Origin of the sequence: Pseudomonas sp. ACN5 (assembly GCF_002303975.1) — a bacterium.
Taxonomy (GTDB): Bacteria; Pseudomonadota; Gammaproteobacteria; order Pseudomonadales; family Pseudomonadaceae; genus Aquipseudomonas; species Aquipseudomonas laurylsulfatiphila.
Map to the genome: position 1 here is coordinate 239,129 of NZ_MRCP01000005.1, position 23,193 is coordinate 262,321.

The window sequence follows — 23,193 nt, forward strand, 5'->3', positions numbered from 1 at the left end:
CGAGAGCGCCTCATGCCTGCACCGCCTTTTTGTTGTCTGCAGGGGCGGGCACGTTAGGCAAGTGGAAGGCAGGCATAAATCAGGCGTTTCTTTATCTGGTGTAGGAGTGTTCTTTACTCAGGTTGTCTGATAATTGGCGCGTGAGAATGATCCCCCCAACGTCTATTTGAGCAACAACTGAAACTCTTCCACCGGCAGCGGCGGGCTGTGCAAATACCCTTGGTAGAAATGACACTCCAGCCCCTGCAGGAACTCAAGCTGCTCCGCTGTTTCCACCCCTTCGGCAATCACTTTCAAATCCAGGCTGTGGGCCATGGCGACGATGGCGCGGATGATCTCGGCGTCGTTCGGGTCGCTGGTGGCGTCGCGGATGAACGACTTGTCGATTTTCAGGGTATCGACCGGCAAGCGCTTGAGGTAGGTCAGCGAGGAGTAGCCAGTGCCGAAGTCGTCCATGGCGAAGCTCACACCGAGTTTTTTCAGGCGGCGCATTTTGCCGATGGTGTCTTCCAGGTTCTGGATCACGATGCCTTCGGTGATTTCCAGTTTCAGCAACGTGCAGGGCAGCCCATAGGTGGCGAGGCTGTTTTCAACGCGTTCAACGAAATCGTTCTGGCGGAACTGGCGCGGGCTGATGTTCACGCACAGGCTGAACTTGTACGGGTTCACCAGGCCCCGGTCGATCAATTTCTTGAAGGCCTGGCAGGCTTCGTCGAGGATCCAGGTGCCGACCTCCAGGATCAGTCCGCTGTCTTCCAGCACCTTGATGAACTCGGTGGGTGACTGTGCGCCGAGCTCTGGATGATTCCAGCGTACCAGGGCCTCGGCGCCGACGATGCGGTCGCCCCGGGCGTCGACCTGGGGTTGGTAATGCACGCGAAACTCGCCCCGGGACAGGGCCAGACGCAGGTCGGTTTCCATGCGCAGGCGTTCGCTCGCGGCCTTCTGCATGGTGTTGTGGTACATCTGCGCGGTATTGCGCCCCGAGTCCTTGGCGCGATAGAGCGCAATGTCGGCGCGCTTGAGCAGGTCGGTCGGGGTCGAGCCGTGATCGGGGATCAGCGCAATGCCGATACTGGGCGTCACTTGCAGGCGCTGGCCGTCGAGGAACATCGGTTCGGACAGCAGGTCGCGCAGGGTGTCGGCCAGTTCCCGAACCTGATCGCTGACTTCGCTGCGCGAGCCTTCGAGACCGCTGAGCAGCACCACGAATTCGTCGCCACCCAGGCGTGCAACGGTGTCCTCCATGCGCACGCTGGCCTCCAGGCGCGCGGTGATGATTTTCAGCACGGTATCGCCCACCGGGTGCCCGAGGGAGTCGTTGATGTGCTTGAAATGGTCGAGGTCGAGGAACATCAGCGCGCCGCGCAGGTTATGCCGTTTGAGCAGGGCGATCTGCTGGCTCAGGCGGTCCATCAGCAAGGCACGGTTGGGCAGGTTGGTCAGTGGGTCGTGGTAGGCCAGATGGCGAATCTGTGCTTCGGCGTTTTTCAGCAGGCTCACGTCCCGCGCGGTCAACAGCAGGCAGGCGGTTTCGTTGAGGGTGATCGGCTCCACCGAGACTTCGACGGTGAGCAGTTCGCCGCGCTTGTTGCGCCCGAGCATTTCCTGGTGATGAACCCGGCCCTTGATCTGCAATTCGGCCAGCAGCGCCGAGCGTTGTTTTTCTTCCGCCCAGATCCCGACCTGGTACACCGTGCGCCCCACCACTTCTTCGGCGCGGTAGCCGGTCAGGCGGCAGAAACCGTCGTTGACCTCCAGATAGCGGCCGGTGTCGCGCTCGGTGATGGTGATGGCGTCGGGGCTGGAGTGGAAGGCCTTGGCGAATTTCTCTTCGCTGGCCTTGAGCGCCGCTTCCGAGCGTTGTTGCTGGGTGATGTCGCGCAGCGTGGTGACGATGCAGGCCTGGTCGCCGACGCTGATCTGGCGGCTGGAAATCACGCAGGTCAGGGCCTGTCCGTCCTTGTGCTGGACGAGAATGGCGACGTTGTTCAGGCCTTGTTCGCGGATCACTTGTTCGATCCGTCGCAGGCTTTTCGCCGAGGCGTCCCACAGGCCGATTTCGTCGGCGCTGCGGCCGATCACATCGGCGGCGCTCCAGCCGAAGGTCTGGGTGAAGCTGGAGTTGATTTCTATGAACTGGCCGCTGTCCTGGTGGGTGACGCAGATCGGATCGGGGCTGACCTGGAACAGCGTGGCGAATTTTTCTTCGGAGGCCACCAGCCGTTGTTCGCGCTCCACCTGGTCGGTGATGTCGAGCAAGGTGCCGGCCATGCGCACCGGCACGCCGTTGTCATCGCGGTAGAGGCGGGCGCGGCTTTCCAGGTAGCGTGAGCTGCCGTCGGGCAATTGCACGCGGTAGGTCAATTGATAGTTGCCGGCCGGGCCTTCGCGCAGGCTGCGGTAGGCGTCGCGCATGGTGTCGCGCTCTTCGCCGGGCACGCCTTCGAAAAACGCGTCGAAGGATTCGTGAAAGGGTTTGGCTTCCAGACCGTGCAGTTGGGCGGCCCGTGCCGATCCGTAGAGCATGCCGCTGGGAATGTGCCAGTCCCAGGTACCGAGTTGCGCCGAATCCAGGGCCAGGTCGAGGCGTTCCTGGCTGTCCTTGAGGGCGTGTTCGGCGGCTTTGCGTTCGGTGGTGTCGAGAAAAGTGCTCAGCAGATAGGGCTGGCCCTCGAGCTCGACTTTTTGCGCACTGAGGATGCCGTCATGGATCTGGCCGTTGCTGGCACGAAACTGCACTTCCATGCTGACCACATCGCCTTTGGCTTTAGTGGCCTTGACCAGATCGGTCCGTTGCTCGGGGTGTACCCACAGCCCCAGTTCCAGGGTGGTGCGCCCGATCGCGTTTTGCACAGGCCAACCGAACAGGCTTTCGAAATACTGGTTGGCTTCGGTAATCAGGCCGTCTTCCTGGCGGGTCAGCAGAACCATGTTCGGGCACAGGTGAAACAGGGTGGCGAAGCGCTTTTCCGAGCTGCTCAAGGCCTGCTCACGCTGGCGCTGGTGAGTGATCTCGCGGATCACGCCAATCATCCGCGGCCGGCCATGCTTGTCCGGCAACAGGCTGCCGCTGATTTCCAGCCAGTGCAGGCTGCCGTCGGGCCAGCGGATACGGTGGTGCATGGCCTGCTCCAGTGGCGCACCGCCAATGACCGCGTGAAAGGCGCGAACGGTTTTGGCGCGATCCTCGGGTGGCAGCAGGTCGAGGTATTCCAGGTCATGGGGCAGCGGTTGCCGTGGATCGAACCCGAACAGCGCCTGCGTGCCCCGGGACCAGCTGATCTGCCCGCGCTCGATGTCCCAATACCAGGCGCCCAGGCGCGCACCGTTGAGCGCGGCCAGCAATTGCGAGGCGCTTTCCCAGCTCTGTTCGGAGCTTTTCGGATCAATTGCCTGGATACGCGGCATCGGCGGAATACGGTCTACAGATTTCGGCATTGGCAAGCCTTGGGCTGGTGTTGGGCGTTTGTTGCAGGCATTCGCGGCTCTATAGGAGTAGCACAAGTTAGCCTTGAGTCCCTGGCAGATCGAGTTGAGCGTCCAGCAAGGCCATGAAGGCCCGCGCAGCATTCGACAGCGTCCTTTCCGTGTGCAGGATATAGCCTAGCTGGCGAGTGAGCTGTATGCCCGGCAAAGGTATGCGCGCCACCTGGTCATCGAGCATGGTGCGCGGCAGGACACTCCAGGCCAGGCCGATCGAGACCATCATCTTGATGGTTTCCAGGTAGTTGGTACTCATGGCGATGTTGGGTGTCAGGCCCTGGGCTTCAAACAGCCGTTGCACGATGTGGTGGGTAAAGGTGTTGCCGCCGGGGAATACCGCCGGGTGTCGGGCGATGTCCGCCAGGCTGACCTTGCCGTTGTTGAGCAGTGAATGCTCCGGGGCGACCACGAAATCCAGCGGGTCGTCCCACACCGGTGTGGCCTTGACCAGTGTGTGGGGTTCCGGTGCGAGGGTGATGACCGCCAGTTCTGCGCGGCCATGGAGAATTTCCTCGTAGGCCACTTCCGAATCGAGAAACTGAATATCCAGCGCCACTTGCGGGTAGCGTCGGGTGAATTCCCTTAATAAAGGCGGCAAGCGGTGCAGGCCGATGTGGTGACTGGTGGCCAGGGTCAGACGGCCGGTCACTTCGCCAGTGAGGTTGGTCAGGGCGCGGCGCGTATCATCCAGCACATTGAGAATCTGATAGGCCCGTGGCAGCAGGGCGCGCCCGGCCTCGGTCAAGCCCACTTCACGGCCCAGGCGATCGAACAGCCGCACCTTCAATTGCTGCTCCAGTCCGGCGATGCGCTTGCTGATGGCCGGCTGGGTCAGGTGCAGCCGTTCACCTGCGCCGGAGAAACTTCCGGTCTCGGCAATGGCAATAAAAGCATTGAGGTTGGCCAGGTCCATGTTCGCATTCCAGTTGGTTATCCAAAGCATAAAAAATATGAATTTGAGTTATTTAATGTAACCCCATAGGATCGACCTCACAAGCCAAGGGGTTATTGAGTCATTCAAAATCCGGGGCATAGAAACAAGCTGATGAGGAAACCGTCTGATGGCCGGCAAAACGCTCTACGACAAGCTCTGGGATTCGCATTTGGTCAAGCAGCGCGACGATGGCTCTGCGCTGATCTACATCGACCGTCACATCATCCACGAAGTGACTTCGCCGCAAGCCTTTGAAGGCCTGCGTCTGGCCGGGCGCAAGCCATGGCGCATCGATGCCAACATCGCGACCCCGGACCACAACGTACCGACCACCCCGGAGCGCAAGGGTGGCATCGACGCCATCGTTGACCAGGTCTCGCGCCTGCAAGTCCAGACCCTCGATGACAACTGCGATGAATACGGCATTGTCGAATTCAAGATGAACGACGTTCGCCAGGGCATCGTCCACGTCATCGGCCCGGAGCAGGGCGCCACCTTGCCGGGCATGACCGTGGTCTGCGGCGACTCCCATACCTCGACCCACGGCGCATTCGGCGCATTGGCCCACGGTATCGGCACTTCCGAGGTCGAGCATGTGCTCGCCACCCAGTGCCTGGTCGCCAAGAAAATGAAAAACATGCTGGTGCGCGTCGAAGGCCAATTGCCGTTCGGCGTGACCGCCAAGGACATCGTGCTCGCCGTGATCGGCAAGATCGGCACCGCCGGCGGTAACGGCCACGCCATCGAGTTCGCCGGCAGTGCAATTCGCGACCTGTCCGTGGAAGGCCGCATGACCATCTGCAACATGTCCATCGAAGCCGGCGCTCGCGTAGGCCTGGTGGCTGCAGACGAAAAGACTGTGGAATACGTCAAGGGTCGTCCGTTCGCTCCGAAAGGCGCGGAGTGGGACCTGGCCGTCGAAGCCTGGAAAGACCTGGTGTCTGACGCCGACGCCAGATTCGACACCGTGGTCGAGCTCGACGCAACGCAAATCAAGCCGCAGGTCAGCTGGGGCACCTCGCCGGAAATGGTACTGGCAGTCGACCAGAACGTGCCGGATCCTGCGAAGGAAATGGACCTGGTCAAGCGTGATTCCATCGTCCGTGCCTTGAAATACATGGGTTTGACCGCCAATCAGGCGATTACCGACATCCAGCTCGACCGCGTGTTCATCGGTTCCTGCACCAACTCGCGGATCGAAGACCTGCGCGCCGCCGCGGTGATCGCCAAGGGCCGCAAAGTGGCCTCGACCATCAAGCAGGCCATCGTCGTTCCAGGCTCGGGCCTGGTGAAGGCTCAGGCTGAATCGGAAGGCCTGGACAAGATTTTCCTCGAAGCCGGTTTCGAATGGCGTGAGCCGGGTTGCTCGATGTGCCTGGCGATGAACCCGGACCGTTTGGAAAGTGGCGAGCATTGCGCCTCGACCTCCAACCGTAACTTCGAAGGCCGTCAGGGCGCCGGTGGCCGTACCCACCTCGTCAGCCCGGCCATGGCCGCGGCCGCTGCCGTAAACGGTCGTTTCGTCGACGTCCGTGAATTGATTTAAGGAGCGCAGCATGAAAGCTTTTACCCAGCACACTGGACTTGTCGCGCCTTTGGATCGTGCCAACGTCGACACCGACCAGATCATTCCGAAGCAGTTCTTGAAGTCGATCAAGCGCACCGGTTTTGGCCCGAACCTGTTCGATGAATGGCGTTACCTGGATGTGGGGCAGCCGTACCAGGACAACTCCAAGCGTCCGCTGAACAAAGACTTCGTCCTCAATGCCGGGCGTTACCAGGGCGCCAGCGTGTTGCTGGCCCGTGAGAACTTCGGTTGCGGGTCCAGTCGTGAACACGCGCCGTGGGCGCTGGAAGAGTACGGTTTCCGCAGCATCATCGCGCCGAGCTATGCCGACATCTTCTTCAACAACAGCTTCAAGAACGGCTTGCTGCCGATCATCCTGAGCGATGCGGAAGTCGACGAACTGTTCCAGCAAGTGGAGGCCAATCCGGGGTATCAGTTGCAGGTCGATCTGCAAGCCCAGACCGTGACCCGCCCTGACGGCAAGGTGTTGAGCTTTGAAATCGATGCGTTCCGCAAGCATTGCCTGCTCAACGGCCTGGACGATATCGGCCTGACCTTGCAGGACGGTGATGCGATTGCAGCGTTTGAGGCCAAGCACCGGGCGAGCCAGCCCTGGTTGTTTCGCGACGCGTGATTGATCTGAATTTGATGTAGGCAGGGCCGGCCTCTTCGCGAGCAAGCCCGCTCCCACATTTTGAAATGCGTTCCAATGTGGGAGCGGGCTTGCTCGCGAAGACGGCCGACCAGACAACGCAAGGCTCACCCCAAAAAGGAAGTCCCCATGACCAGCACCGCCCAGCACAGTCAGGTAGTCCAAAAGCAATTCGGTGAACAGGCAGCCGCCTACCTGAGCAGCGCCGTCCACGCTCAAGGCACTGAATTCGCGCTGCTACAGGCCGAACTGGCGGGACAGGGCGATGCCCGGGTCCTGGACCTGGGTTGCGGCGCCGGTCACGTGAGTTTCCACGTAGCGCCGCTGGTCAAGGAAGTCGTGGCCTACGACCTGTCGCAACAGATGCTCGATGTGGTGACGGTTGCCGCTGCCGAGCGGGGTTTGAGCAATGTGTCCACGGTCAACGGTGCCGCCGAGCGCCTGCCGTTCGCCGATGGCGAATTCGATTTCGTCTTCAGCCGCTATTCGGCGCACCATTGGAGCGACCTGGGCGTGGCCCTGCGGGAAGTGCGCCGGGTGTTGAAACCGGGTGGCGTGGCGGCATTTGTCGACGTGTTGTCACCGGGCAGTCCGTTGTTCGACACTTACCTGCAAAGCGTCGAAGTGCTGCGTGACACCAGCCATGTGCGCGATTATTCCGCCGGAGAGTGGTTGCGTCAGGTCAGTGAGGCGGGGTTGCACACCCGCAGTACCACCCGTCAGCGCTTGCGCCTGGAGTACAACAGCTGGGTCGAGCGCATGCGCACCCCTGAAGTGATGCGCGCGGCGATCCGCCAGTTGCAGCAGTCCATGGGCAACGAAGTGCGCGAATATTTTGAGATTGAGGCCGATGGTTCGTTCAGTACCGATGTACTGGTGCTGTTTGTAGAACGATAGGTATCGAGCGATAGAATTTTTCCGGGAGCGCCCCAGGGTGCACCGACTGATGACATGAGGAAAGCATGAGCAAGCAGATTCTGATTCTCCCAGGTGACGGTATTGGCCCGGAAATCATGGCCGAAGCGGTCAAGGTGCTGGAACTGGCCAGTGACAAGTTCTCTCTGGGCTTCGAGCTGAGCCACGACGTGATCGGTGGCGCGGCCATCGACAAACACGGCGTGCCTTTGGCCGATGAAACCCTGGAGCGTGCCCGCGCGGCCGATGCTGTGTTGTTGGGCGCGGTTGGTGGCCCGAAATGGGACACCATCGAGCGTGACATCCGCCCTGAGCGCGGCCTGTTGAAAATCCGTGCGCAACTGGGCCTGTTCGGCAACCTGCGTCCGGCGATTCTGTACCCGCAACTGGCCGAGGCTTCCAGCCTGAAGCCGGAAATCGTTGCCGGGCTGGACATCCTGATCGTTCGCGAACTGACCGGCGGCATCTATTTCGGTGCCCCGCGTGGCACCCGTACCCTGGAAAACGGCGAGCGTCAGTCCTACGACACCCTGCCGTACAGCGAAAGCGAAATCCGTCGTATCGCCCGTGTCGGCTTCGACATGGCCATGGTGCGCGGCAAGAAGCTGTGCTCGGTGGACAAGGCCAACGTACTGGCTTCCAGCCAGCTGTGGCGTGAAGTGGTCGAGCAGGTGGCCAAGGATTATCCTGAAGTCGAACTGAGCCACATGTACGTCGACAACGCCGCCATGCAGCTGGTGCGTGCACCGAAGCAGTTCGACGTGATCGTCACCGACAACATGTTCGGCGACATCCTGTCCGACCAGGCTTCGATGCTCACCGGTTCCATCGGCATGCTGCCGTCGGCGTCCCTGGACACCAACAACAAGGGCATGTACGAGCCGTGCCACGGTTCGGCACCGGACATCGCGGGCAAGGGCATTGCCAACCCGCTGGCGACCATTTTGTCGGTGTCGATGATGCTGCGTTACAGCTTCAATCAGCAGGCTGCCGCCGACGCCATCGAGAAAGCCGTGAGCCTGGTGCTCGATCAGGGCTTGCGCACAGGTGACATCTGGTCGGTCGGTTGCACTAAAGTCGGTACGCAGGAAATGGGTGACGCAGTAGTCGCCGCGCTGCGGAATCTGTAATCTCTCGGGCCCGCTGCCAAATTCAAGACAAGGCAGCGGCCCACATTTCAAGAAGGTGTAGTTGCGATGAAACGTGTAGGTCTGATCGGTTGGCGCGGTATGGTCGGTTCCGTGCTCATGCAGCGGATGCTGGAAGAGCAGGATTTCGATCTTATCGAGCCGGTGTTTTTCACCACTTCCAATGTCGGTGGCCAAGGCCCGTCCGTGGGCAAGGACATTGCTCCGCTCAAGGACGCTTACAGCATTGAAGAGCTGAAAACCCTCGACGTGATTCTGACCTGCCAGGGTGGCGACTACACCAGCGAAGTCTTCCCCAAGCTGCGCGAAGCCGGCTGGCAGGGCTACTGGATCGACGCCGCTTCGAGCCTGCGCATGCAGGATGACGCGGTGATCGTGCTGGACCCGGTGAACCGCAAGGTCATCGACCAGCAGCTCGATGCGGGCACCAAGAACTACATCGGCGGCAACTGCACCGTCAGCCTGATGCTGATGGGCCTCGGTGGCCTGTTCGAAGCCGGTTTGGTCGAGTGGATGAGCGCCATGACCTATCAGGCGGCCTCCGGTGCCGGCGCGCAGAACATGCGTGAACTGATCAAGCAGATGGGCGCGACCCACGCCGCTGTCGCCGATCAACTGGCCGATCCGGCCAGCGCGATCCTCGACATCGACCGTCGTGTGGCCGAAGCCATGCGCAGCGACGCGTACCCGACCGAAAACTTCGGCGTACCGCTGGCTGGCAGCCTGATCCCGTGGATCGACAAGGAACTGCCGAACGGTCAAAGCCGTGAAGAGTGGAAGGCCCAGGCCGAGACCAACAAGATCCTCGGTCGCTTCAAGAGCCCGATCCCGGTCGATGGCATCTGCGTGCGCATCGGCGCCATGCGCTGCCACAGCCAGGCGCTGACCATCAAGCTGAACAAAGACGTGCCGATCGCCGATATCGAAGGGTTGATCAGCCAGCACAACCCTTGGGTCAAGCTGGTGCCGAACAGCCGTGAGACCAGCATTCAGGAGCTGAGCCCGAACAAGGTCACCGGCACCCTGAACATCCCGGTTGGCCGTCTGCGCAAGCTGAACATGGGCTCGCAGTTCGTCGGCGCGTTCACCGTCGGCGACCAGTTGCTGTGGGGCGCGGCCGAACCGCTGCGTCGCATGTTGCGGATCCTGCTCGAGCGTTGATCGACTGATGCAATGAAAGAACCCGCGCCTTGAAAGAGGTGCGGGTTTTTTTATCCCTGACTGTCTGACGTTTATGGGTTGCCCGTACCGGCCTCTTCGCGGGCAAGCCCGCTCCCACAGGTTTCAGTGGTGTACACAAACCTTGTGCTCGACACCGAACACTGTGGGAGCGGGCTTGCCCGCGAAGGGGCCGGTACAGCCAGCGTAAATATCCGGCAGAATTGCCTGCATCCCCACCACCCGGTAAAGTGCCGCTCCCCCCGTTTCGCCAGAGGTAAAACCATGAGCCAGACCATTGATATTGCCGTGATCGGCGCCACCGGTACTGTCGGCGAAACACTCGTGCAGATTCTCGAAGAGCGCGATTTCCCGATCGGCACCCTGCACCTGTTGGCCAGCAGCGAGTCGGCCGGCAGTTCCGTACCCTTTCGTGGCAAGAACGTGCGGGTGCGGGAAGTCGATGAGTTCGACTTCAGCAAGGTGCAGTTGGCATTTTTTGCCGCCGGCCCGGCGGTTTCCTTGAGTTTTGCTTCCCGTGCGAACGATGCCGGTTGCTCGGTGATCGATCTGTCCGGTGCCTTGCCGGCGGATAAGGCACCGCAGGTCGTGCCTGAGGCCAACGCTCAGGTGCTGGCGGGCTTGAAAAAGCCGTTTCTGGTCAGCAGTCCAAGTCCTTCGGCTACCACGCTGGCGGTGGTGCTCGCGCCGCTGATGGATGTGCTCGATTTGCAGCGCGTCAGCCTGACCGCCAGCCTGGCGGTATCGGCCCAGGGCCGTGAAGCCGTGAGTGAGCTCGCCCGGCAAACCGCCGAGCTGCTGAATGTGCGGCCGCTGGAACCGAAATTCTTTGACCGGCAGATGGCCTTCAACCTGTTGGCCCAGGTCGGCAAGCCGGATGAACAAGGTCATACGCTGCTGGAAAAACGCCTGGTGCGTGAGCTGCGTCAGGTCATGGCGCTGCCTTCATTGAAGATTTCCGTCACTTGCATTCAAGCCCCCGTGTTTTTTGGCGATAGCTATAGCGTGACCCTGCAGTGCGCAAAGGACATTGATTTGGCCAAAGTCAATGCTGCGTTGGAAGACGCGCCCGGTATCGAGCTGGTCGAGGCGGGCGATTACCCGACGCCGGTAGGTGACGCGGTAGGCCAGGATGTGGTCTACGTGGGGCGGGTTCGCCACGGTATCGACGACCTGTCGGAACTTAATTTGTGGCTGACGTCAGATAACGTACGCAAAGGCGCCGCGCTCAACGCTGTGCAGTTGGCTGAGTTGTTGATTAAAGACCTGCTGTAAAAGATACTTTGCAACAATTTGTCGATTGATTCCGCACGAGCCTATGCTTGCCGGAGTGCTGTAGGCGAGCCACTCCGCGGGGCTTTGCGGGGCATCAATCAAATGATCGCGCGCGACGACCTTCGTCGTTTCACGCAATGCCGTACGGCGGCGGCTATCAATATCTTCTCGCTGGCCGAGGAATGTTCAAACTAAGGATGAGCTAATGGTTCAAGTTCGCAAACTGGTGTTAGCAATAGCGGCCGCCTCGGCGCTGTCCTCCGGTATGGCGCATGCCCTCGGGCTCGGGGAACTGACCCTGAAATCGACGCTCAACCAGCCGCTGGTGGCGGAAATCGAGCTGCTCGATGTCAAGGACCTCACCGCTGCCGAATTGGTGCCGAGCCTGGCTTCGCCGGAAGATTTCGCCAAGGCCGGCGTCGACCGCCAGGCGTTTCTGAATGACTTGACCTTCACCCCGGTGCTTAACGCCAACGGCAAAAGCATCCTGCGCGTGACCTCCAGCAAGCCGCTCTCCGAACCGATGGTGAAATTCCTGGTTCAGGTGATGTGGCCGAATGGCCGTTTGCTGCGCGACTACAGTGTGCTGCTCGATCCATCGAAATTCTCGCCGCAAGCCGCTGATGCGGCTGCGCAGCCCGCACCGACTTCAACCGTCGCTGCGCCGGTCACCGGCGCGACCAAACCGTCGCAATACACCACTACGCGGCGCGATACCCTGTGGGAAATCGCCGCGAAAGCGCGTAATGGCGGTTCGATCCAGCAAACCATGCTGGCCATTCAGGCGCTGAACCCGGACGCCTTCATTGACGGCAACATCAACCGCCTGAAAACCGGCCAGGTGCTGCGTATGCCGGATCAGGCGCAGAGCACGAACCTGCCGCAACCCAAGGCCATCGCCGAAGTGGCCGCGCAGAACAAGGCCTGGCGTCAGGGGCGCCGTTATGTCGCCAAGCCCGGGGCAGGGCAGCAGCAACTGGACGCCACCAATCGCGCTCGCACCGATGTTGCTCCGACTCAAGCGGCCGGCGACAAACTGAGCCTGGTGTCTGCCGAGTCCGGCAAGAATCGTGGCAAAGGACCTGCCGGCGATGCTGCGGCCCTTAGCAACAAGCTGGCGGTGACTCAGGAAAGCCTCGACTCCAGTCGTCGTGATAACGCCGAACTGAAAAGCCGCATGGCCGACCTGCAAAGCCAGGTGGACAAGCTGCAGCGCCTGATCGAGCTGAAGAACAATCAACTGGCCAAGTTGCAGGCCGAGGGCGCGGCTGGCGCGCCAGGCACCGCAACGGCTCCGGCAATGTCGGCCGAGCTGGCGCCCAACCCGGCTGCACCTGCGCCGGCAGACACTGCGCCTGTGGCCGCGGCGCCCGAGGCAGCTGCGGCGCCGGTCGGGCAACCTGTCGAGACGACGCCGGCCGCATCCGACGATCAGAAATTCAATGAGTTGCTGAGCAATCCGGTGCTGCTGGGCCTGGTGGGTGGCGGTGCTGTCGTTCTGCTGCTCTTGCTGCTGTTGCTGGCGCGCCGCCGCAAAGCCCAGCAAGCAGCCGAGAAGCATCAGCGCATGGCGCGTGCCCTGGCTGAAGAACAGCCATTCTCGGCCGATCTCGACTTGCCGGAAAGCAGCTTCGAAGGCCTGGAAGTTCCGTCGCCAAGCGTGAAGCTGGCGACTGCACCGACGCCAGCTCCCGCGCCTGCGCCGGTCATTGCCCCGGTCGTGATGACCACGCCGATCGCCGCGCCATTGGTGTCGCCGGCTGCCGAGCGTTCCGACGATGTACTGGGCCAGGCTCAGTCGCACATCGATGCCGGTCGCCTGAACCAGGCGGCTGCGTTGCTGGAGGACGGCGTCAAGCGAGAGCCGCAGCGCAGCGATTTGCGCTTGAAGCTGATGGAAGTCTACGGCCAGCAAGGCGACCGCGATGCGTTCGTCAGCCAGGAGCGCAAGCTGGTGGCCAATGGCGACAACTTCGCCCAGGTGGAAAAGCTCAAAAGCCGCTTCCCGGCCATGGCGCTGGTGGCTGCCGGTGGCATCGCCGCCGCCGCCGTTGCGGCCGAACTGGACGCGCAGTACGTCAAGGACCTGTTGCTCGATGAGCCGCAAGCACCCGCGCCGGAACCGACGTCGTTCGAGGATGACCTCGACAGCGCCTTCGACCTGAGCCTGGATGATCTGGACACGATCCAGCCAGTGGCGCCTGCACCGGCACCGGCACCTGTACCGGAGCCTGAAGTGGCGGCTTTGGCGGATCTGGACGAATTCCCGCTGGATGACGATCTGAGTTTTGAGTCGGTGTTGCAGCAACAGACTGAAATCAAGGAAAACCTCGACGATCTGTCGGACTTCGACCTTGACCTGGATCTCGGTGCGCAACCCTCGCCGGCGATGCTGGCTGAAGATGATTTCCTGCTGGATCTGGATGAGGGCGTGAAGGATTTTCCCGTCGTCGAAACTCCGGCTGTTCCTGACGTTGCGCTGGATGATCTGGATTTGCCTGCCGACTTCGACCTGTCGCTGGCCGACGAAATGAGCACACCGGATGCGTTCGCCGCCGAGCTGGATGATGTCAATGCCGAGCTGGAAAGCCTGTCCAACAGCATCGGTGAGCCGACCTTTACCGAAGCCGATGCCGCACTGGATGGCGATGACGAGTTCGACTTCCTCTCGGGTACCGATGAAGCCGCTACCAAGCTCGATCTGGCGCAGGCCTATATCGACATGGGAGACAGCGACGGTGCCCGCGACATCCTCAATGAGGTCGTGAGCGAAGGCAGTGACGAGCAGAAGAGCGAAGCCAGGGAGATGCTTTCGCGCCTGGCTTGAGTGATCGGTACGTTGTAAACAAAGCGGCAGCCCGGTGAGGCTGCCGTTTTTGTTTGGGCGATGAATTGATGTCGTCTGCTGTGGCCTCTTCGCGGGCAAGCCCGCTCCCACAAGGTTCTGTGGCGTTCACAATACCTGTGGGAGCGGGCTTGCCCGCGAAGAGGCCGGAACAGTCAAAGGAGATCTCTCTGGTATCCCCGCCCGGCGGCCTTATAATGCCCGCCTTTGGTACATCATCAGGCTGTCCCTCCTTGGCAAATATAGATAACCCGGCCGCCGAAATGGCAGCCGACGGCTTTTTCCGGATCGCGCTGGGCGTCGAATACAAAGGCTCGCGCTACCGTGGCTGGCAGCGCCAGGCGTCCGGGGTGCTCACTGTGCAGGAAACCCTCGAAAACGCCTTGTCCAAAGTCGCCGATTCGCCCGTCTCGCTGATGTGCGCCGGGCGTACCGACGCCGGGGTGCATGCCTGCGGACAGGTGGTGCATTTCGATACCCAGGTCGAGCGTTCGATGAAGGCCTGGACCATGGGCGCCAACATCAACTTGCCCCACGACGTCAGTGTCAGTTGGGCCAAGGTCATGCCGGCGCATTTCCATGCGCGGTTCAAGGCTATTGCCCGGCGTTATCGCTACGTGATCTACAACGATCAGATCCGCCCCGCGCACCTGAACGAAGAAGTGACCTGGAACCACCGTCCGCTGGACGTCGAGCGCATGGCCGAGGCCGCTCAATACCTGCTTGGCACCCATGATTTCAGCGCTTTCCGTGCCGGCCAGTGCCAGGCCAAGTCGCCGATCAAGGAGCTGCATCACCTGCGCGTCACCCGCCACGGCAAGATGATCGTGCTGGACATTCGCGCCAGCGCCTTCCTGCACCACATGGTGCGCAACATCGCCGGTGTGCTGATGACCATTGGCGCCGGTGAGCGTCCGGTGGAGTGGATGAAAGAGGTGCTGGAGAGCCGGATTCGCCGGACCGGTGGCGTGACGGCGCATCCATTCGGCTTGTATCTGGTGCAGGTCGAGTACCGTGACGAGTTCCAATTGCCAGAACGTTACATCGGTCCACACTTCCTGACCGGCTTCTCCGAACTTGGCGGCTGACGCCCTCGAATGCTTTTGTTACCATCCGGGACTTTCCCGGATTTGTCTTGGAGTTGTGTCGACATGTCAGCCGTTCGCAGCAAGATCTGTGGGATTACCCGCATAGAGGATGCGTTGGCAGCCGTCGAGGCCGGGGCGGATGCCATCGGTTTCGTGTTCTATGCCAAAAGCCCCCGTGCGGTGACGTTCCAGCAGGCGCGCTCGATCATCCAGGCGCTGCCGCCGTTCGTGACCACCGTGGGCCTGTTCGTCAATGCGAGCCGTTGCGAACTGGGTGAACTCCTCGACGCAGTGCCCCTGGACCTGCTGCAATTTCACGGCGATGAAAGCGCGGCGGATTGCGAAGGCTGGCACCGTCCGTACATCAAGGCGCTGCGGGTCAAGGCCGGTGATGACATCGCCGCGGCCTGTGATGCGTATGCCAGTGCCAGCGGTATCCTGCTCGATACCTATGTCGAAGGCGTTCCCGGAGGAACCGGTGAGGCGTTTGACTGGTCACTGATACCGCAAGGCTTGAGCAAACCGATCATTCTGGCCGGCGGCCTGACGCCGGATAACGTCGCCGAAGCCATTGCCCGCGTCCGGCCTTATGCCGTGGATGTCAGCGGCGGGGTAGAGGCGAGCAAGGGCATCAAGGATCACGCAAAGGTTCAGGCATTTATCAAGGCGGTACGCGGTAGCACCTGTTGATGTGACGGCTGGCAGACTGCCGCCGTCCACTGCACTGTACAAAACGGCTGAGGGTCATGGGGTGGTACGCAGGTCACGTTTCGCTGATCCGGCCATTCACTGATCATCGCCGCACACATGAATTTAGCGCTAGGGCATACACGGGGCTGCGAACCAGAGCGTTCGGGCCGCCGGTACTGGAGAAAGAAAGCATGAGCAACTGGTTAGTAGACAAACTGATCCCTTCGATCATGCGTTCCGAGGTCAAGAAGAGCTCGGTGCCTGAAGGTCTTTGGCACAAATGCCCGTCTTGCGAGGCTGTGCTGTATCGTCCGGAGTTGGAAAAGACCCTGGACGTTTGCCCCAAGTGCAACCATCACATGCGTATCGGCGCCCGCGCCCGTATCGACATCTTCCTCGACGTTGAAGGCCGTACCGAACTGGGTGCAGACCTGGAGCCGGTTGACCGTCTGAAGTTCCGCGACGGCAAGAAGTACAAGGACCGCCTGACCGCTGCACAAAAGCAGACCGGCGAAAAAGATGCGCTGGTTTCGATGAGCGGCACGTTGCTGGGCATGCCGATCGTGGTTTCGGCGTTCGAGTTTTCCTTCATGGGTGGTTCGATGGGCGCCATCGTCGGTGAGCGTTTCGTTCGCGCCGCCAACTACGCCCTGGAAAAACGTTGCCCGATGGTCTGTTTCTCGGCTTCCGGCGGTGCGCGGATGCAGGAAGCGCTGATTTCCCTGATGCAGATGGCCAAGACCTCTGCGGTGCTGGCGCGTCTGCGTGAAGAAGGCATCCCGTTCATCTCCGTGCTGACCGATCCGGTCTACGGCGGCGTTTCCGCCAGCCTGGCGATGCTGGGCGACGTGATTGTCGGCGAGCCGAAGGCGCTGATCGGTTTTGCCGGTCCGCGTGTGATCGAGCAGACCGTGCGTGAAAAACTGCCGGAAGGCTTCCAGCGCAGCGAGTTCCTGCTGGAGCACGGTGCCATCGACATGATCATCGACCGTCAGGAGCTGCGTCCGCGCCTGGGTAACCTGCTGGCGCAAATGATGGGCCTGCCGACGCCGAAGTTCGTGGCTGCACCCATCGTTCCAATCGTGGTTCCACCGGTACCTGCCAGCCTATGACCCAACGTACCCTTGGCGAATGGCTCGCCTACCTCGAGCAGTTGCACCCTTCGGCCATCGACATGGGGCTGGAGCGATCGCAGCAGGTAGCGTCCCGCATGGGACTGGGCAAGCCGGCGCCACGGGTGATTACGGTCACCGGGACCAACGGCAAGGGTTCCACCTGCGCGTTCGTGGCTTCCTTGCTGCGGGCCCAGGGCTTGAAAGTGGGGGTTTACAACTCCCCGCACCTGCTGCGCTACAACGAGCGGGTAACGGTCAACGGCGTCGAAGCCACTGACGCCGAGCTGTGCGAGGCCTTTGCTGCGGTAGAGGCCGGGCGTGGCGACACTTCTCTGACCTACTTCGAAATGGGCACCCTGGCGGCGTTCTGGCTGTTCCAGCATTCCGGGCTTGATGCGGTGGTGCTGGAAGTCGGTCTGGGCGGTCGTCTGGACACGGTCAACGTGGTGGATGCCGACATGGCACTGGTCACCAGTATTGGCGTCGATCATGCCGATTACCTGGGTGATACCCGAGAGTCCGTGGCCTTCGAGAAGGCCGGGATATTCCGCCAGGGCGCGCCTGCGCTCTGCGGCGATCTGAATCCTCCACAACCCTTGCTGGACAAGGCGCGCGAGCTCAATTGCCCGTTTTTCCTGCGTGGGCGCGATTTTGATCTGGGCATGACCGATCACAACTGGCAATGGCGCGGTGTCGATGCGCAGGGGTGTGCGGTTGAGCTGCGCGACTTGCCGCTGCTCGACCTGCCGATGGAAAACGCCGCGCTGGCGTTGCAGGCTTACCTGCTGCTTGGCTTGCCTTGGGTGGATGCGCAGATTATCGACGCGCTGCGGGCTACGAAGGTGGTCGGTCGTCTGGATCGCCGCGCGTTCGAGTGGCAGGGCAAGCGTTTGAATTTATTGCTGGATGTGGGGCATAACCCGCATGCGGCGGAGTATCTGGCCCGTCGTCTGGCCAACCGTCCACCGGTCGGCAAGCGCCTGGCGGTGTTCGGGCTGCTGGCGGACAAGGATCTGGGTGGTGTTGTCGGCGAATTGAATGCTAGTGTCCAGCACTGGGCTGTTGCACCGCTGGATTCACCTCGGGCGCGTCCGGTTGCGGATCTGCACGATGCATTGCAAGGTCTTGGGGCCTCGGTCACGTCGTACGACAGTGTAGCGGCCGCCCTGGAAGGGCAGTGCGCGCAGGCCACGAGCGACGACGAAATCCTGTTGTTCGGATCATTTTATTGTGTCGCCGAGGCCCTTGAATGGCTGGCCCGGCGCTCCACGGAGGAAGCGGCAAATGGCGTTGCTGGATAAGGCATACAAACAGCGCATGGTTGGCGCCCTGGTGTTGGTCGCGCTGGCGGTTATTTTTCTGCCGATGCTGTTTTCCCGCCAGGACGAACAGCGCCAGGTGACGGTCGAAGCGCCGGCGGCTCCGCAGGCGCCTGCATTGCCCCAGGTGCAGGTCGAACCCGTGGTGGTGCCTGAGCCGCAAGCCTTGCCCCAGGAACCCGTGCCGAGCGATGACGAAATCGCCCAGCAGGAATCGGCGGTGCCGGCTGTGCCGGTGGCTCCGGCGCCTGCTGCCAAACCGGTTACGCCGCCGCCTGCGCCTGCGCCAGTCCCGGCGCTGGCCGCCAAACCTGCGACCGCGCCTGCCCAACCCATCACGGCAGCACCCGGCAAGCCGGACACCACGCAAAGCCGTGTCGATGCCAATGGTTTGTCGGTCAGCTGGTCGGTGCAACTGGCGAGCCTGGCGAACCGCGAAAGCGCGGAAAAGCTTCAGAAAACCCTGCGCAGCCAGGGTTACAATGCCTACATCCGGACCGCCGACGGCAAAAACCGGGTGTTTGTCGGGCCGCTGATCGAGCGCGCAGAAGCCGACCGGCTGCGGGATTTGCTGAACCGCCAGCAGAACCTGAAGGGGTTTGTCGTGCGCTTTCAGCCTGAACGTGGCTAAAACTATCGCCCCGATATGAAATGCACTGACAATCGCAGCTTACCGATAAGCATGGGCTCTGCTAAAATGCGCCGCCTTATCCGTCTGTAGGCTGCACTGTGCCATTTACCTGGGTTGACTGGGCGATCGTAGCAATCGTCGCCATCTCCGCATTGATCAGTCTGAGCCGCGGCTTCGTCAAAGAAGCACTGTCGCTGCTGACCTGGATCATCGCAGGAGTCGTTGCCTGGATGTTCGGTGGCTCACTGTCCGAGTACCTCGGCGGGTACATTCAAACGCCATCGGCCCGTATAATCACGGGCTGTGCCATCATGTTTGTCGCCACTTTAATCGTAGGCGCAATGATCAATTATCTTATCGGCGAACTGGTTCGCGTCACCGGGCTCTCCGGGACCGACCGATTCCTCGGCATGGCCTTCGGCGCCGCGCGTGGCGGGTTGCTGGTGGTCATCGCCGTCGGGCTGTTGAGCCTGGGGCCGGTACAGCAGGACGGGTGGTGGAAAGAGTCACAGCTCGTGCCAAAATTTCTATTGGTCGCCGACTGGTCCAAAAACCTGATCCTCGGGTGGAGCAGTCAGTGGCTTGCCAGCGGAATCAGCGTACCCGCTGATATTCCGTTCAAGGAGCAGCTCTTGCCGATGGCCAAAACGCCTCAGTAAGTGTTGTTCAGTTCAGATCCATTAAGTAGGGGTTGCGTCGCATGTGTGGCATCGTCGGTATCGTCGGTAAGTCGAACGTCAATCAGGCGCTGTATGACGCGCTAACCGTCCTCCAGCACCGCGGCCAGGACGCTGCCGGTATCGTGACCAGCCATGATGGCCGGTTGTTCCTGCGCAAGGATAACGGCCTGGTGCGTGACGTGTTCCAGCAGCGTCACATGCAGCGCCTGGTCGGTCACATGGGCATTGGCCATGTGCGTTATCCGACCGCGGGCAGCTCGACGTCGGCTGAAGCTCAACCGTTTTACGTCAACTCGCCTTACGGCATCACCCTGGCGCATAACGGTAACCTGACCAACGTTGAACAACTGGCCAAGGAGATTTACGAATCTGACCTGCGCCACGTCAACACCAGTTCCGATTCGGAAGTGCTGCTCAACGTGTTCGCGCACGAGCTGGCCCAGCGCGGCAAATTGCAGCCGACCGAAGAAGACGTGTTTGCCGCCGTCACCGACGTGCACAACCGTTGCGTCGGTGGTTATGCCGTTGTAGCCATGATCACCGGCTACGGCATCGTGGGCTTTCGCGACCCGCACGGCATCCGTCCGATCGTTTTCGGCCAGCGTCACACCGACGAAGGCGTCGAGTACATGATCGCCTCGGAAAGCGTTTCCCTGGACGTGCTGGGCTTCACCCTGATTCGCGACCTGGCGCCCGGCGAAGCGGTCTACATCACTGAAGAGGGCAAGCTGTACACCCGTCAGTGCGCGACCAACCCGTCCCTGACCCCGTGCATCTTCGAACACGTCTACCTGGCGCGTCCGGACTCGATCATCGACGGCGTGTCGGTCTACAAGGCCCGTCTGCGCATGGGTGAGAAACTGGCCGAGAAGATCCTGCGCGAGCGTCCGGATCACGACATCGACGTGGTCATCCCGATTCCGGACACCAGCCGCACCGCCGCGCTGGAGCTGGCGAACCACCTGGGCGTGAAGTTCCGCGAAGGCTTCGTGAAGAACCGCTACATCGGCCGGACCTTCATCATGCCGGGCCAGGCCGCACGGAAAAAATCCGTACGCCAGAAGCTCAATGCCATCGAACTGGAATTCCGCGGCAAGAACGTGATGCTGGTGGATGACTCCATCGTGCGCGGTACCACGTGCAAGCAGATCATCCAGATGGCCCGCGAAGCCGGCGCCAAGAACGTCTACTTCTGCTCCGCGGCGCCAGCGGTTCGCTACCCGAACGTCTACGGCATCGACATGCCGAGCGCCCACGAGCTGATCGCGCACAACCGTTCGACCCAGGACGTGGCTGACCTGATCGGCGCCGACTGGCTGATCTATCAGGATCTGCCTGACTTGATCGAAGCGGTCGGTGGCGGCAAGATCAAGATCGACAAGTTCGATTGCGCGGTGTTCGATGGCCAGTACGTCACTGGCGACGTCGACGAGGCTTACCTGAACAAGATCGAACAGGCACGCAACGATGCCTCCAAGGTCAAGACGCAGGCAGTCAGCGCGATCATCGATCTGTACAACAACTGAGTTTCTACCGGCCCTGAGGGGCCGGTTTTGTATCCGGCTTTTAAATTACGAGAATAGGGAAAGGAGTGACAGCATGAGTCAGGATTGGGATGCCGGTCGGCTGGACAGCGACCTCGAAGGCGTAGCGTTCGATACCCTGGCCGTACGTGCCGGTCAGCACCGTACGCCGGAAGGCGAACACGGTGATCCGATGTTCTTCACTTCCAGCTATGTATTCCGCACCGCTGCCGACGCAGCCGCGCGTTTTGCCGGGGAAGTACCGGGCAACGTTTACTCGCGCTACACCAACCCGACCGTACGCGCCTTCGAAGAGCGCATCGCCGCTCTGGAAAGCGCCGAGCAAGCCGTGGCCACCGCCACCGGCATGGCTGCGATCATGGCCGTGGTGATGAGCCTGTGCAGCGCCGGCGATCACGTATTGGTGTCGCGCAGCGTGTTCGGCTCGACCATCAGCCTGTTCGAAAAGTACTTCAAGCGTTTCGGTATCGAGGTCGATTACGTGGCGCTGGCGGATCTGTCCGGCTGGGACGCGGCGATCAAGTCCAACACCAAACTGCTGTTCGTCGAATCGCCGTCCAACCCGCTGGCCGAGTTGGTCGACATTGCCGAACTGGCGAAAATCGCTCACGCCAAAGGCGCGATGCTGGTGGTCGACAACTGCTTCTGCACCCCGGCCTTGCAGCAGCCGCTGAAAATGGGCGCGGACATCGTCGTGCACTCGGCCACCAAGTTCATCGACGGCCAGGGCCGTTGCATGGGTGGCGTGGTCGCCGGTCGCAGCGAGCAGATGAAAGAAGTGGTTGGCTTCCTGCGTACCGCCGGGCCGACCCTGAGCCCGTTCAACGCCTGGATTTTCCTCAAGGGCCTGGAAACCCTGAACCTGCGGATGAAGGCCCATTGTGCCAACGCCCAGCAACTGGCCGAGTGGCTGGAGCAGCAGGAAGGCATCGAGAAAGTCCATTACGCCGGCCTCAAGAGCCATCCGCAGCACGAGCTGGCCCTGCGCCAGCAGAAGGGTTTCGGTGCGGTGGTCAGTTTTGAGGTGAAGGGTGGCAAAGAGGGCGCCTGGCGCTTTATCGACGCCACGCGCCTGATTTCGATCACCGCCAACCTGGGTGACAGCAAAACCACCATCACGCATCCGAGCACCACGTCCCATGGTCGTCTGGCGCCGCAAGAGCGTGAAGCGGCGGGCATTCGTGACAGCCTGATCCGCATTGCGGTCGGCCTGGAAGACGTGGCGGACCTGCAAGCCGATCTGGCGCGCGGCCTGGCTGCGTTGTGATCGAGTTGTCTACGCCGACCACCGGCTCCAATGGCCGCGTAGCGCTGGTGACCGGTGCTGCGCGGGGCATAGGCCTGGGGATTTCGGCCTGGCTGATCAGCGAAGGCTGGCAAGTCGTGCTGACGGATCTGGACCGGGAGCGCGGGTCGAAAGTGGCGAAAGTGCTGGGCGACAACGCCTGGTTCATCGCCATGGATGTCGCCAACGAGGGGCAGGTCGCGCTGGGTGTGGCCGAGGTGCTCGGCCAGTTCGGGCGCCTGGATGCGCTGGTCTGCAATGCGGCGGTTGCCGATCCGCACAACATCACCCTGGAAAGCCTCGATCTGGCCCACTGGAATCGGGTGTTGGCGGTGAACCTCAGCGGGCCGATGCTGTTGGCCAAGCATTGTGCGCCGTACCTGCGCGCTCACAGCGGCGCCATCGTCAATCTGGCCTCGACCCGCGCCGCGCAGTCGGAACCCGACACCGAGGCCTATGCAGCGAGCAAGGGCGGCTTGTTGGCCCTGACTCACGCATTGGCCATCAGCCTTGGCCCGGAGATCCGGGTCAATGCCGTCAGCCCAGGCTGGATCGATACGCGCGACCCTTCGGTGCGGCGTGCCGAACCCTTGACCGAGGCCGATCATGCCCAGCATCCGGCGGGCAGGGTAGGGACGGTCGAGGATGTGGCGGCGATGGTGGCCTGGCTGCTGTCGAGGAATGCCGGTTTTGTCACCGGCCAGGAATTCGTGGTCGATGGCGGCATGACCAAGAAGATGATCTATGAGCAGTGAAAGGCAGCTTCAAGCTTCAAGCTGCAAGTTAAAGCGTGACGGTGGTGTGCCTGCTATATGCATGCTTGCTTTTACTTGTAGCTCG

General features: G+C 61.4%; 18 protein-coding genes. 16 read left to right on the forward strand and 2 right to left on the reverse strand.

Annotation, left to right across the window (positions count from 1 at the left end; genetic code table 11):
* Nucleotides 1-162 precede the first annotated feature (162 nt).
* Both BSF40_RS12080 and BSF40_RS12085 read right to left on the reverse strand, forming a co-directional pair.
* Nucleotides 163-3,441 (reverse strand): PAS domain S-box protein, encoded by a 3,279-nt coding sequence (locus BSF40_RS12080; protein WP_095965293.1) that lies wholly within the window; start codon nucleotides 3,439-3,441, stop codon nucleotides 163-165.
* A 67-nt stretch (nucleotides 3,442-3,508) separates the two neighbouring features.
* Nucleotides 3,509-4,399 (reverse strand): LysR family transcriptional regulator, encoded by an 891-nt coding sequence (locus BSF40_RS12085; RefSeq protein ID WP_007975654.1) that lies wholly within the window; start codon nucleotides 4,397-4,399, stop codon nucleotides 3,509-3,511.
* 148 nt (nucleotides 4,400-4,547) lie between these two features.
* On the opposite strand from BSF40_RS12085, the gene leuC reads away from it, so the two are divergent.
* The 16 genes from leuC (at nucleotide 4,548) to BSF40_RS12165 (ending at nucleotide 23,108) form a co-directional block, all read left to right on the forward strand.
* On the forward strand, nucleotides 4,548-5,966 hold the full coding sequence (leuC, locus tag BSF40_RS12090) for a 3-isopropylmalate dehydratase large subunit (protein ID WP_008047334.1): 1,419 nt from the start codon (nucleotides 4,548-4,550) through the stop codon (nucleotides 5,964-5,966).
* Nucleotides 5,967-5,976: 10 nt separating this feature from the next.
* Entirely contained in the window at nucleotides 5,977-6,621 is a 645-nt protein-coding gene (gene leuD, locus BSF40_RS12095) for a 3-isopropylmalate dehydratase small subunit (protein ID WP_095965294.1), read from the forward strand.
* A gap of 147 nt (nucleotides 6,622-6,768) precedes the next feature.
* The gene (locus tag BSF40_RS12100; RefSeq protein ID WP_095965295.1) at nucleotides 6,769-7,536 is read left to right on the forward strand and encodes a class I SAM-dependent methyltransferase; all 768 of its coding nucleotides are present in this window, start codon (nucleotides 6,769-6,771) and stop codon (nucleotides 7,534-7,536) included.
* 65 nt (nucleotides 7,537-7,601) lie between these two features.
* Nucleotides 7,602-8,684 (forward strand): 3-isopropylmalate dehydrogenase, encoded by a 1,083-nt coding sequence (gene leuB / locus BSF40_RS12105; protein WP_095965296.1) that lies wholly within the window; start codon nucleotides 7,602-7,604, stop codon nucleotides 8,682-8,684.
* Nucleotides 8,685-8,750: 66 nt separating this feature from the next.
* Nucleotides 8,751-9,863 carry an aspartate-semialdehyde dehydrogenase gene (gene asd, locus BSF40_RS12110; RefSeq protein WP_007975660.1) on the forward strand — a complete coding sequence of 371 codons (1,113 nt, stop codon included), beginning with the start codon at nucleotides 8,751-8,753 and terminating at the stop codon, nucleotides 9,861-9,863.
* Between the two features lie 282 nt (nucleotides 9,864-10,145).
* Nucleotides 10,146-11,156, forward strand: a complete 1,011-nt coding sequence (locus tag BSF40_RS12115; RefSeq protein WP_095965297.1) for an aspartate-semialdehyde dehydrogenase — start codon at nucleotides 10,146-10,148, stop codon at nucleotides 11,154-11,156.
* A gap of 205 nt (nucleotides 11,157-11,361) precedes the next feature.
* On the forward strand, nucleotides 11,362-13,983 hold the full coding sequence (locus BSF40_RS12120; protein ID WP_095965298.1) for a FimV/HubP family polar landmark protein: 2,622 nt from the start codon (nucleotides 11,362-11,364) through the stop codon (nucleotides 13,981-13,983).
* A 281-nt stretch (nucleotides 13,984-14,264) separates the two neighbouring features.
* Nucleotides 14,265-15,089, forward strand: coding sequence for a tRNA pseudouridine(38-40) synthase TruA (gene truA / locus BSF40_RS12125; RefSeq protein WP_095943676.1), 825 nt, complete (start codon nucleotides 14,265-14,267; stop codon nucleotides 15,087-15,089).
* Between the two features lie 63 nt (nucleotides 15,090-15,152).
* Complete coding sequence (locus tag BSF40_RS12130) at nucleotides 15,153-15,779, forward strand: phosphoribosylanthranilate isomerase (RefSeq protein WP_095965299.1); 627 nt, start codon at nucleotides 15,153-15,155, stop codon at nucleotides 15,777-15,779.
* A gap of 191 nt (nucleotides 15,780-15,970) precedes the next feature.
* Nucleotides 15,971-16,891, forward strand: coding sequence for an acetyl-CoA carboxylase, carboxyltransferase subunit beta (gene accD, locus BSF40_RS12135; RefSeq protein ID WP_015095887.1), 921 nt, complete (start codon nucleotides 15,971-15,973; stop codon nucleotides 16,889-16,891).
* Complete coding sequence (folC, locus tag BSF40_RS12140) at nucleotides 16,888-18,195, forward strand: bifunctional tetrahydrofolate synthase/dihydrofolate synthase (protein ID WP_095965300.1); 1,308 nt, start codon at nucleotides 16,888-16,890, stop codon at nucleotides 18,193-18,195. Before accD ends, folC begins: the two co-directional genes overlap by 4 nt.
* Nucleotides 18,179-18,844, forward strand: a complete 666-nt coding sequence (locus BSF40_RS12145; RefSeq protein WP_095965301.1) for an SPOR domain-containing protein — start codon at nucleotides 18,179-18,181, stop codon at nucleotides 18,842-18,844. Before folC ends, BSF40_RS12145 begins: the two co-directional genes overlap by 17 nt.
* A gap of 98 nt (nucleotides 18,845-18,942) precedes the next feature.
* A complete protein-coding gene (locus tag BSF40_RS12150; RefSeq protein ID WP_007975669.1) occupies nucleotides 18,943-19,503 on the forward strand; it encodes a CvpA family protein in 561 nt (186 codons plus the stop codon).
* A 41-nt stretch (nucleotides 19,504-19,544) separates the two neighbouring features.
* A complete protein-coding gene (gene purF / locus BSF40_RS12155) occupies nucleotides 19,545-21,050 on the forward strand; it encodes an amidophosphoribosyltransferase (RefSeq protein WP_007975670.1) in 1,506 nt (501 codons plus the stop codon).
* Nucleotides 21,051-21,123: 73 nt separating this feature from the next.
* Entirely contained in the window at nucleotides 21,124-22,335 is a 1,212-nt protein-coding gene (locus BSF40_RS12160) for an O-succinylhomoserine sulfhydrylase (protein ID WP_015095883.1), read from the forward strand.
* On the forward strand, nucleotides 22,332-23,108 hold the full coding sequence (locus tag BSF40_RS12165; RefSeq protein ID WP_095965302.1) for an SDR family oxidoreductase: 777 nt from the start codon (nucleotides 22,332-22,334) through the stop codon (nucleotides 23,106-23,108). The genes BSF40_RS12160 and BSF40_RS12165 overlap by 4 nt, the downstream gene beginning before the upstream one ends.
* Nucleotides 23,109-23,193 lie beyond the last annotated feature (85 nt).

What these genes read in the sequence shown, in the direction of transcription:
- leuC (WP_008047334.1), top strand. Translation starts at nt 4,548, where the DNA reads ATGGCCGGCAAAACGCTCTACGACAAGCTCTGGGATTCGCATTTGGTC.
- asd (WP_007975660.1), top strand. Translation starts at nt 8,751, where the DNA reads ATGAAACGTGTAGGTCTGATCGGTTGGCGCGGTATGGTCGGTTCCGTG.
- BSF40_RS12080 (WP_095965293.1), bottom strand. Translation starts at nt 3,441, where the DNA reads ATGCCGAAATCTGTAGACCGTATTCCGCCGATGCCGCGTATCCAGGCA.
- BSF40_RS12100 (WP_095965295.1), top strand. Translation starts at nt 6,769, where the DNA reads ATGACCAGCACCGCCCAGCACAGTCAGGTAGTCCAAAAGCAATTCGGT.
- folC (WP_095965300.1), top strand. Translation starts at nt 16,888, where the DNA reads ATGACCCAACGTACCCTTGGCGAATGGCTCGCCTACCTCGAGCAGTTG.
- BSF40_RS12085 (WP_007975654.1), bottom strand. Translation starts at nt 4,399, where the DNA reads ATGGACCTGGCCAACCTCAATGCTTTTATTGCCATTGCCGAGACCGGA.
- leuB (WP_095965296.1), top strand. Translation starts at nt 7,602, where the DNA reads ATGAGCAAGCAGATTCTGATTCTCCCAGGTGACGGTATTGGCCCGGAA.
- accD (WP_015095887.1), top strand. Translation starts at nt 15,971, where the DNA reads ATGAGCAACTGGTTAGTAGACAAACTGATCCCTTCGATCATGCGTTCC.
- BSF40_RS12145 (WP_095965301.1), top strand. Translation starts at nt 18,179, where the DNA reads ATGGCGTTGCTGGATAAGGCATACAAACAGCGCATGGTTGGCGCCCTG.
- BSF40_RS12130 (WP_095965299.1), top strand. Translation starts at nt 15,153, where the DNA reads ATGTCAGCCGTTCGCAGCAAGATCTGTGGGATTACCCGCATAGAGGAT.
- BSF40_RS12120 (WP_095965298.1), top strand. Translation starts at nt 11,362, where the DNA reads ATGGTTCAAGTTCGCAAACTGGTGTTAGCAATAGCGGCCGCCTCGGCG.
- BSF40_RS12115 (WP_095965297.1), top strand. Translation starts at nt 10,146, where the DNA reads ATGAGCCAGACCATTGATATTGCCGTGATCGGCGCCACCGGTACTGTC.
- BSF40_RS12160 (WP_015095883.1), top strand. Translation starts at nt 21,124, where the DNA reads ATGAGTCAGGATTGGGATGCCGGTCGGCTGGACAGCGACCTCGAAGGC.
- truA (WP_095943676.1), top strand. Translation starts at nt 14,265, where the DNA reads ATGGCAGCCGACGGCTTTTTCCGGATCGCGCTGGGCGTCGAATACAAA.
- purF (WP_007975670.1), top strand. Translation starts at nt 19,545, where the DNA reads ATGTGTGGCATCGTCGGTATCGTCGGTAAGTCGAACGTCAATCAGGCG.
- leuD (WP_095965294.1), top strand. Translation starts at nt 5,977, where the DNA reads ATGAAAGCTTTTACCCAGCACACTGGACTTGTCGCGCCTTTGGATCGT.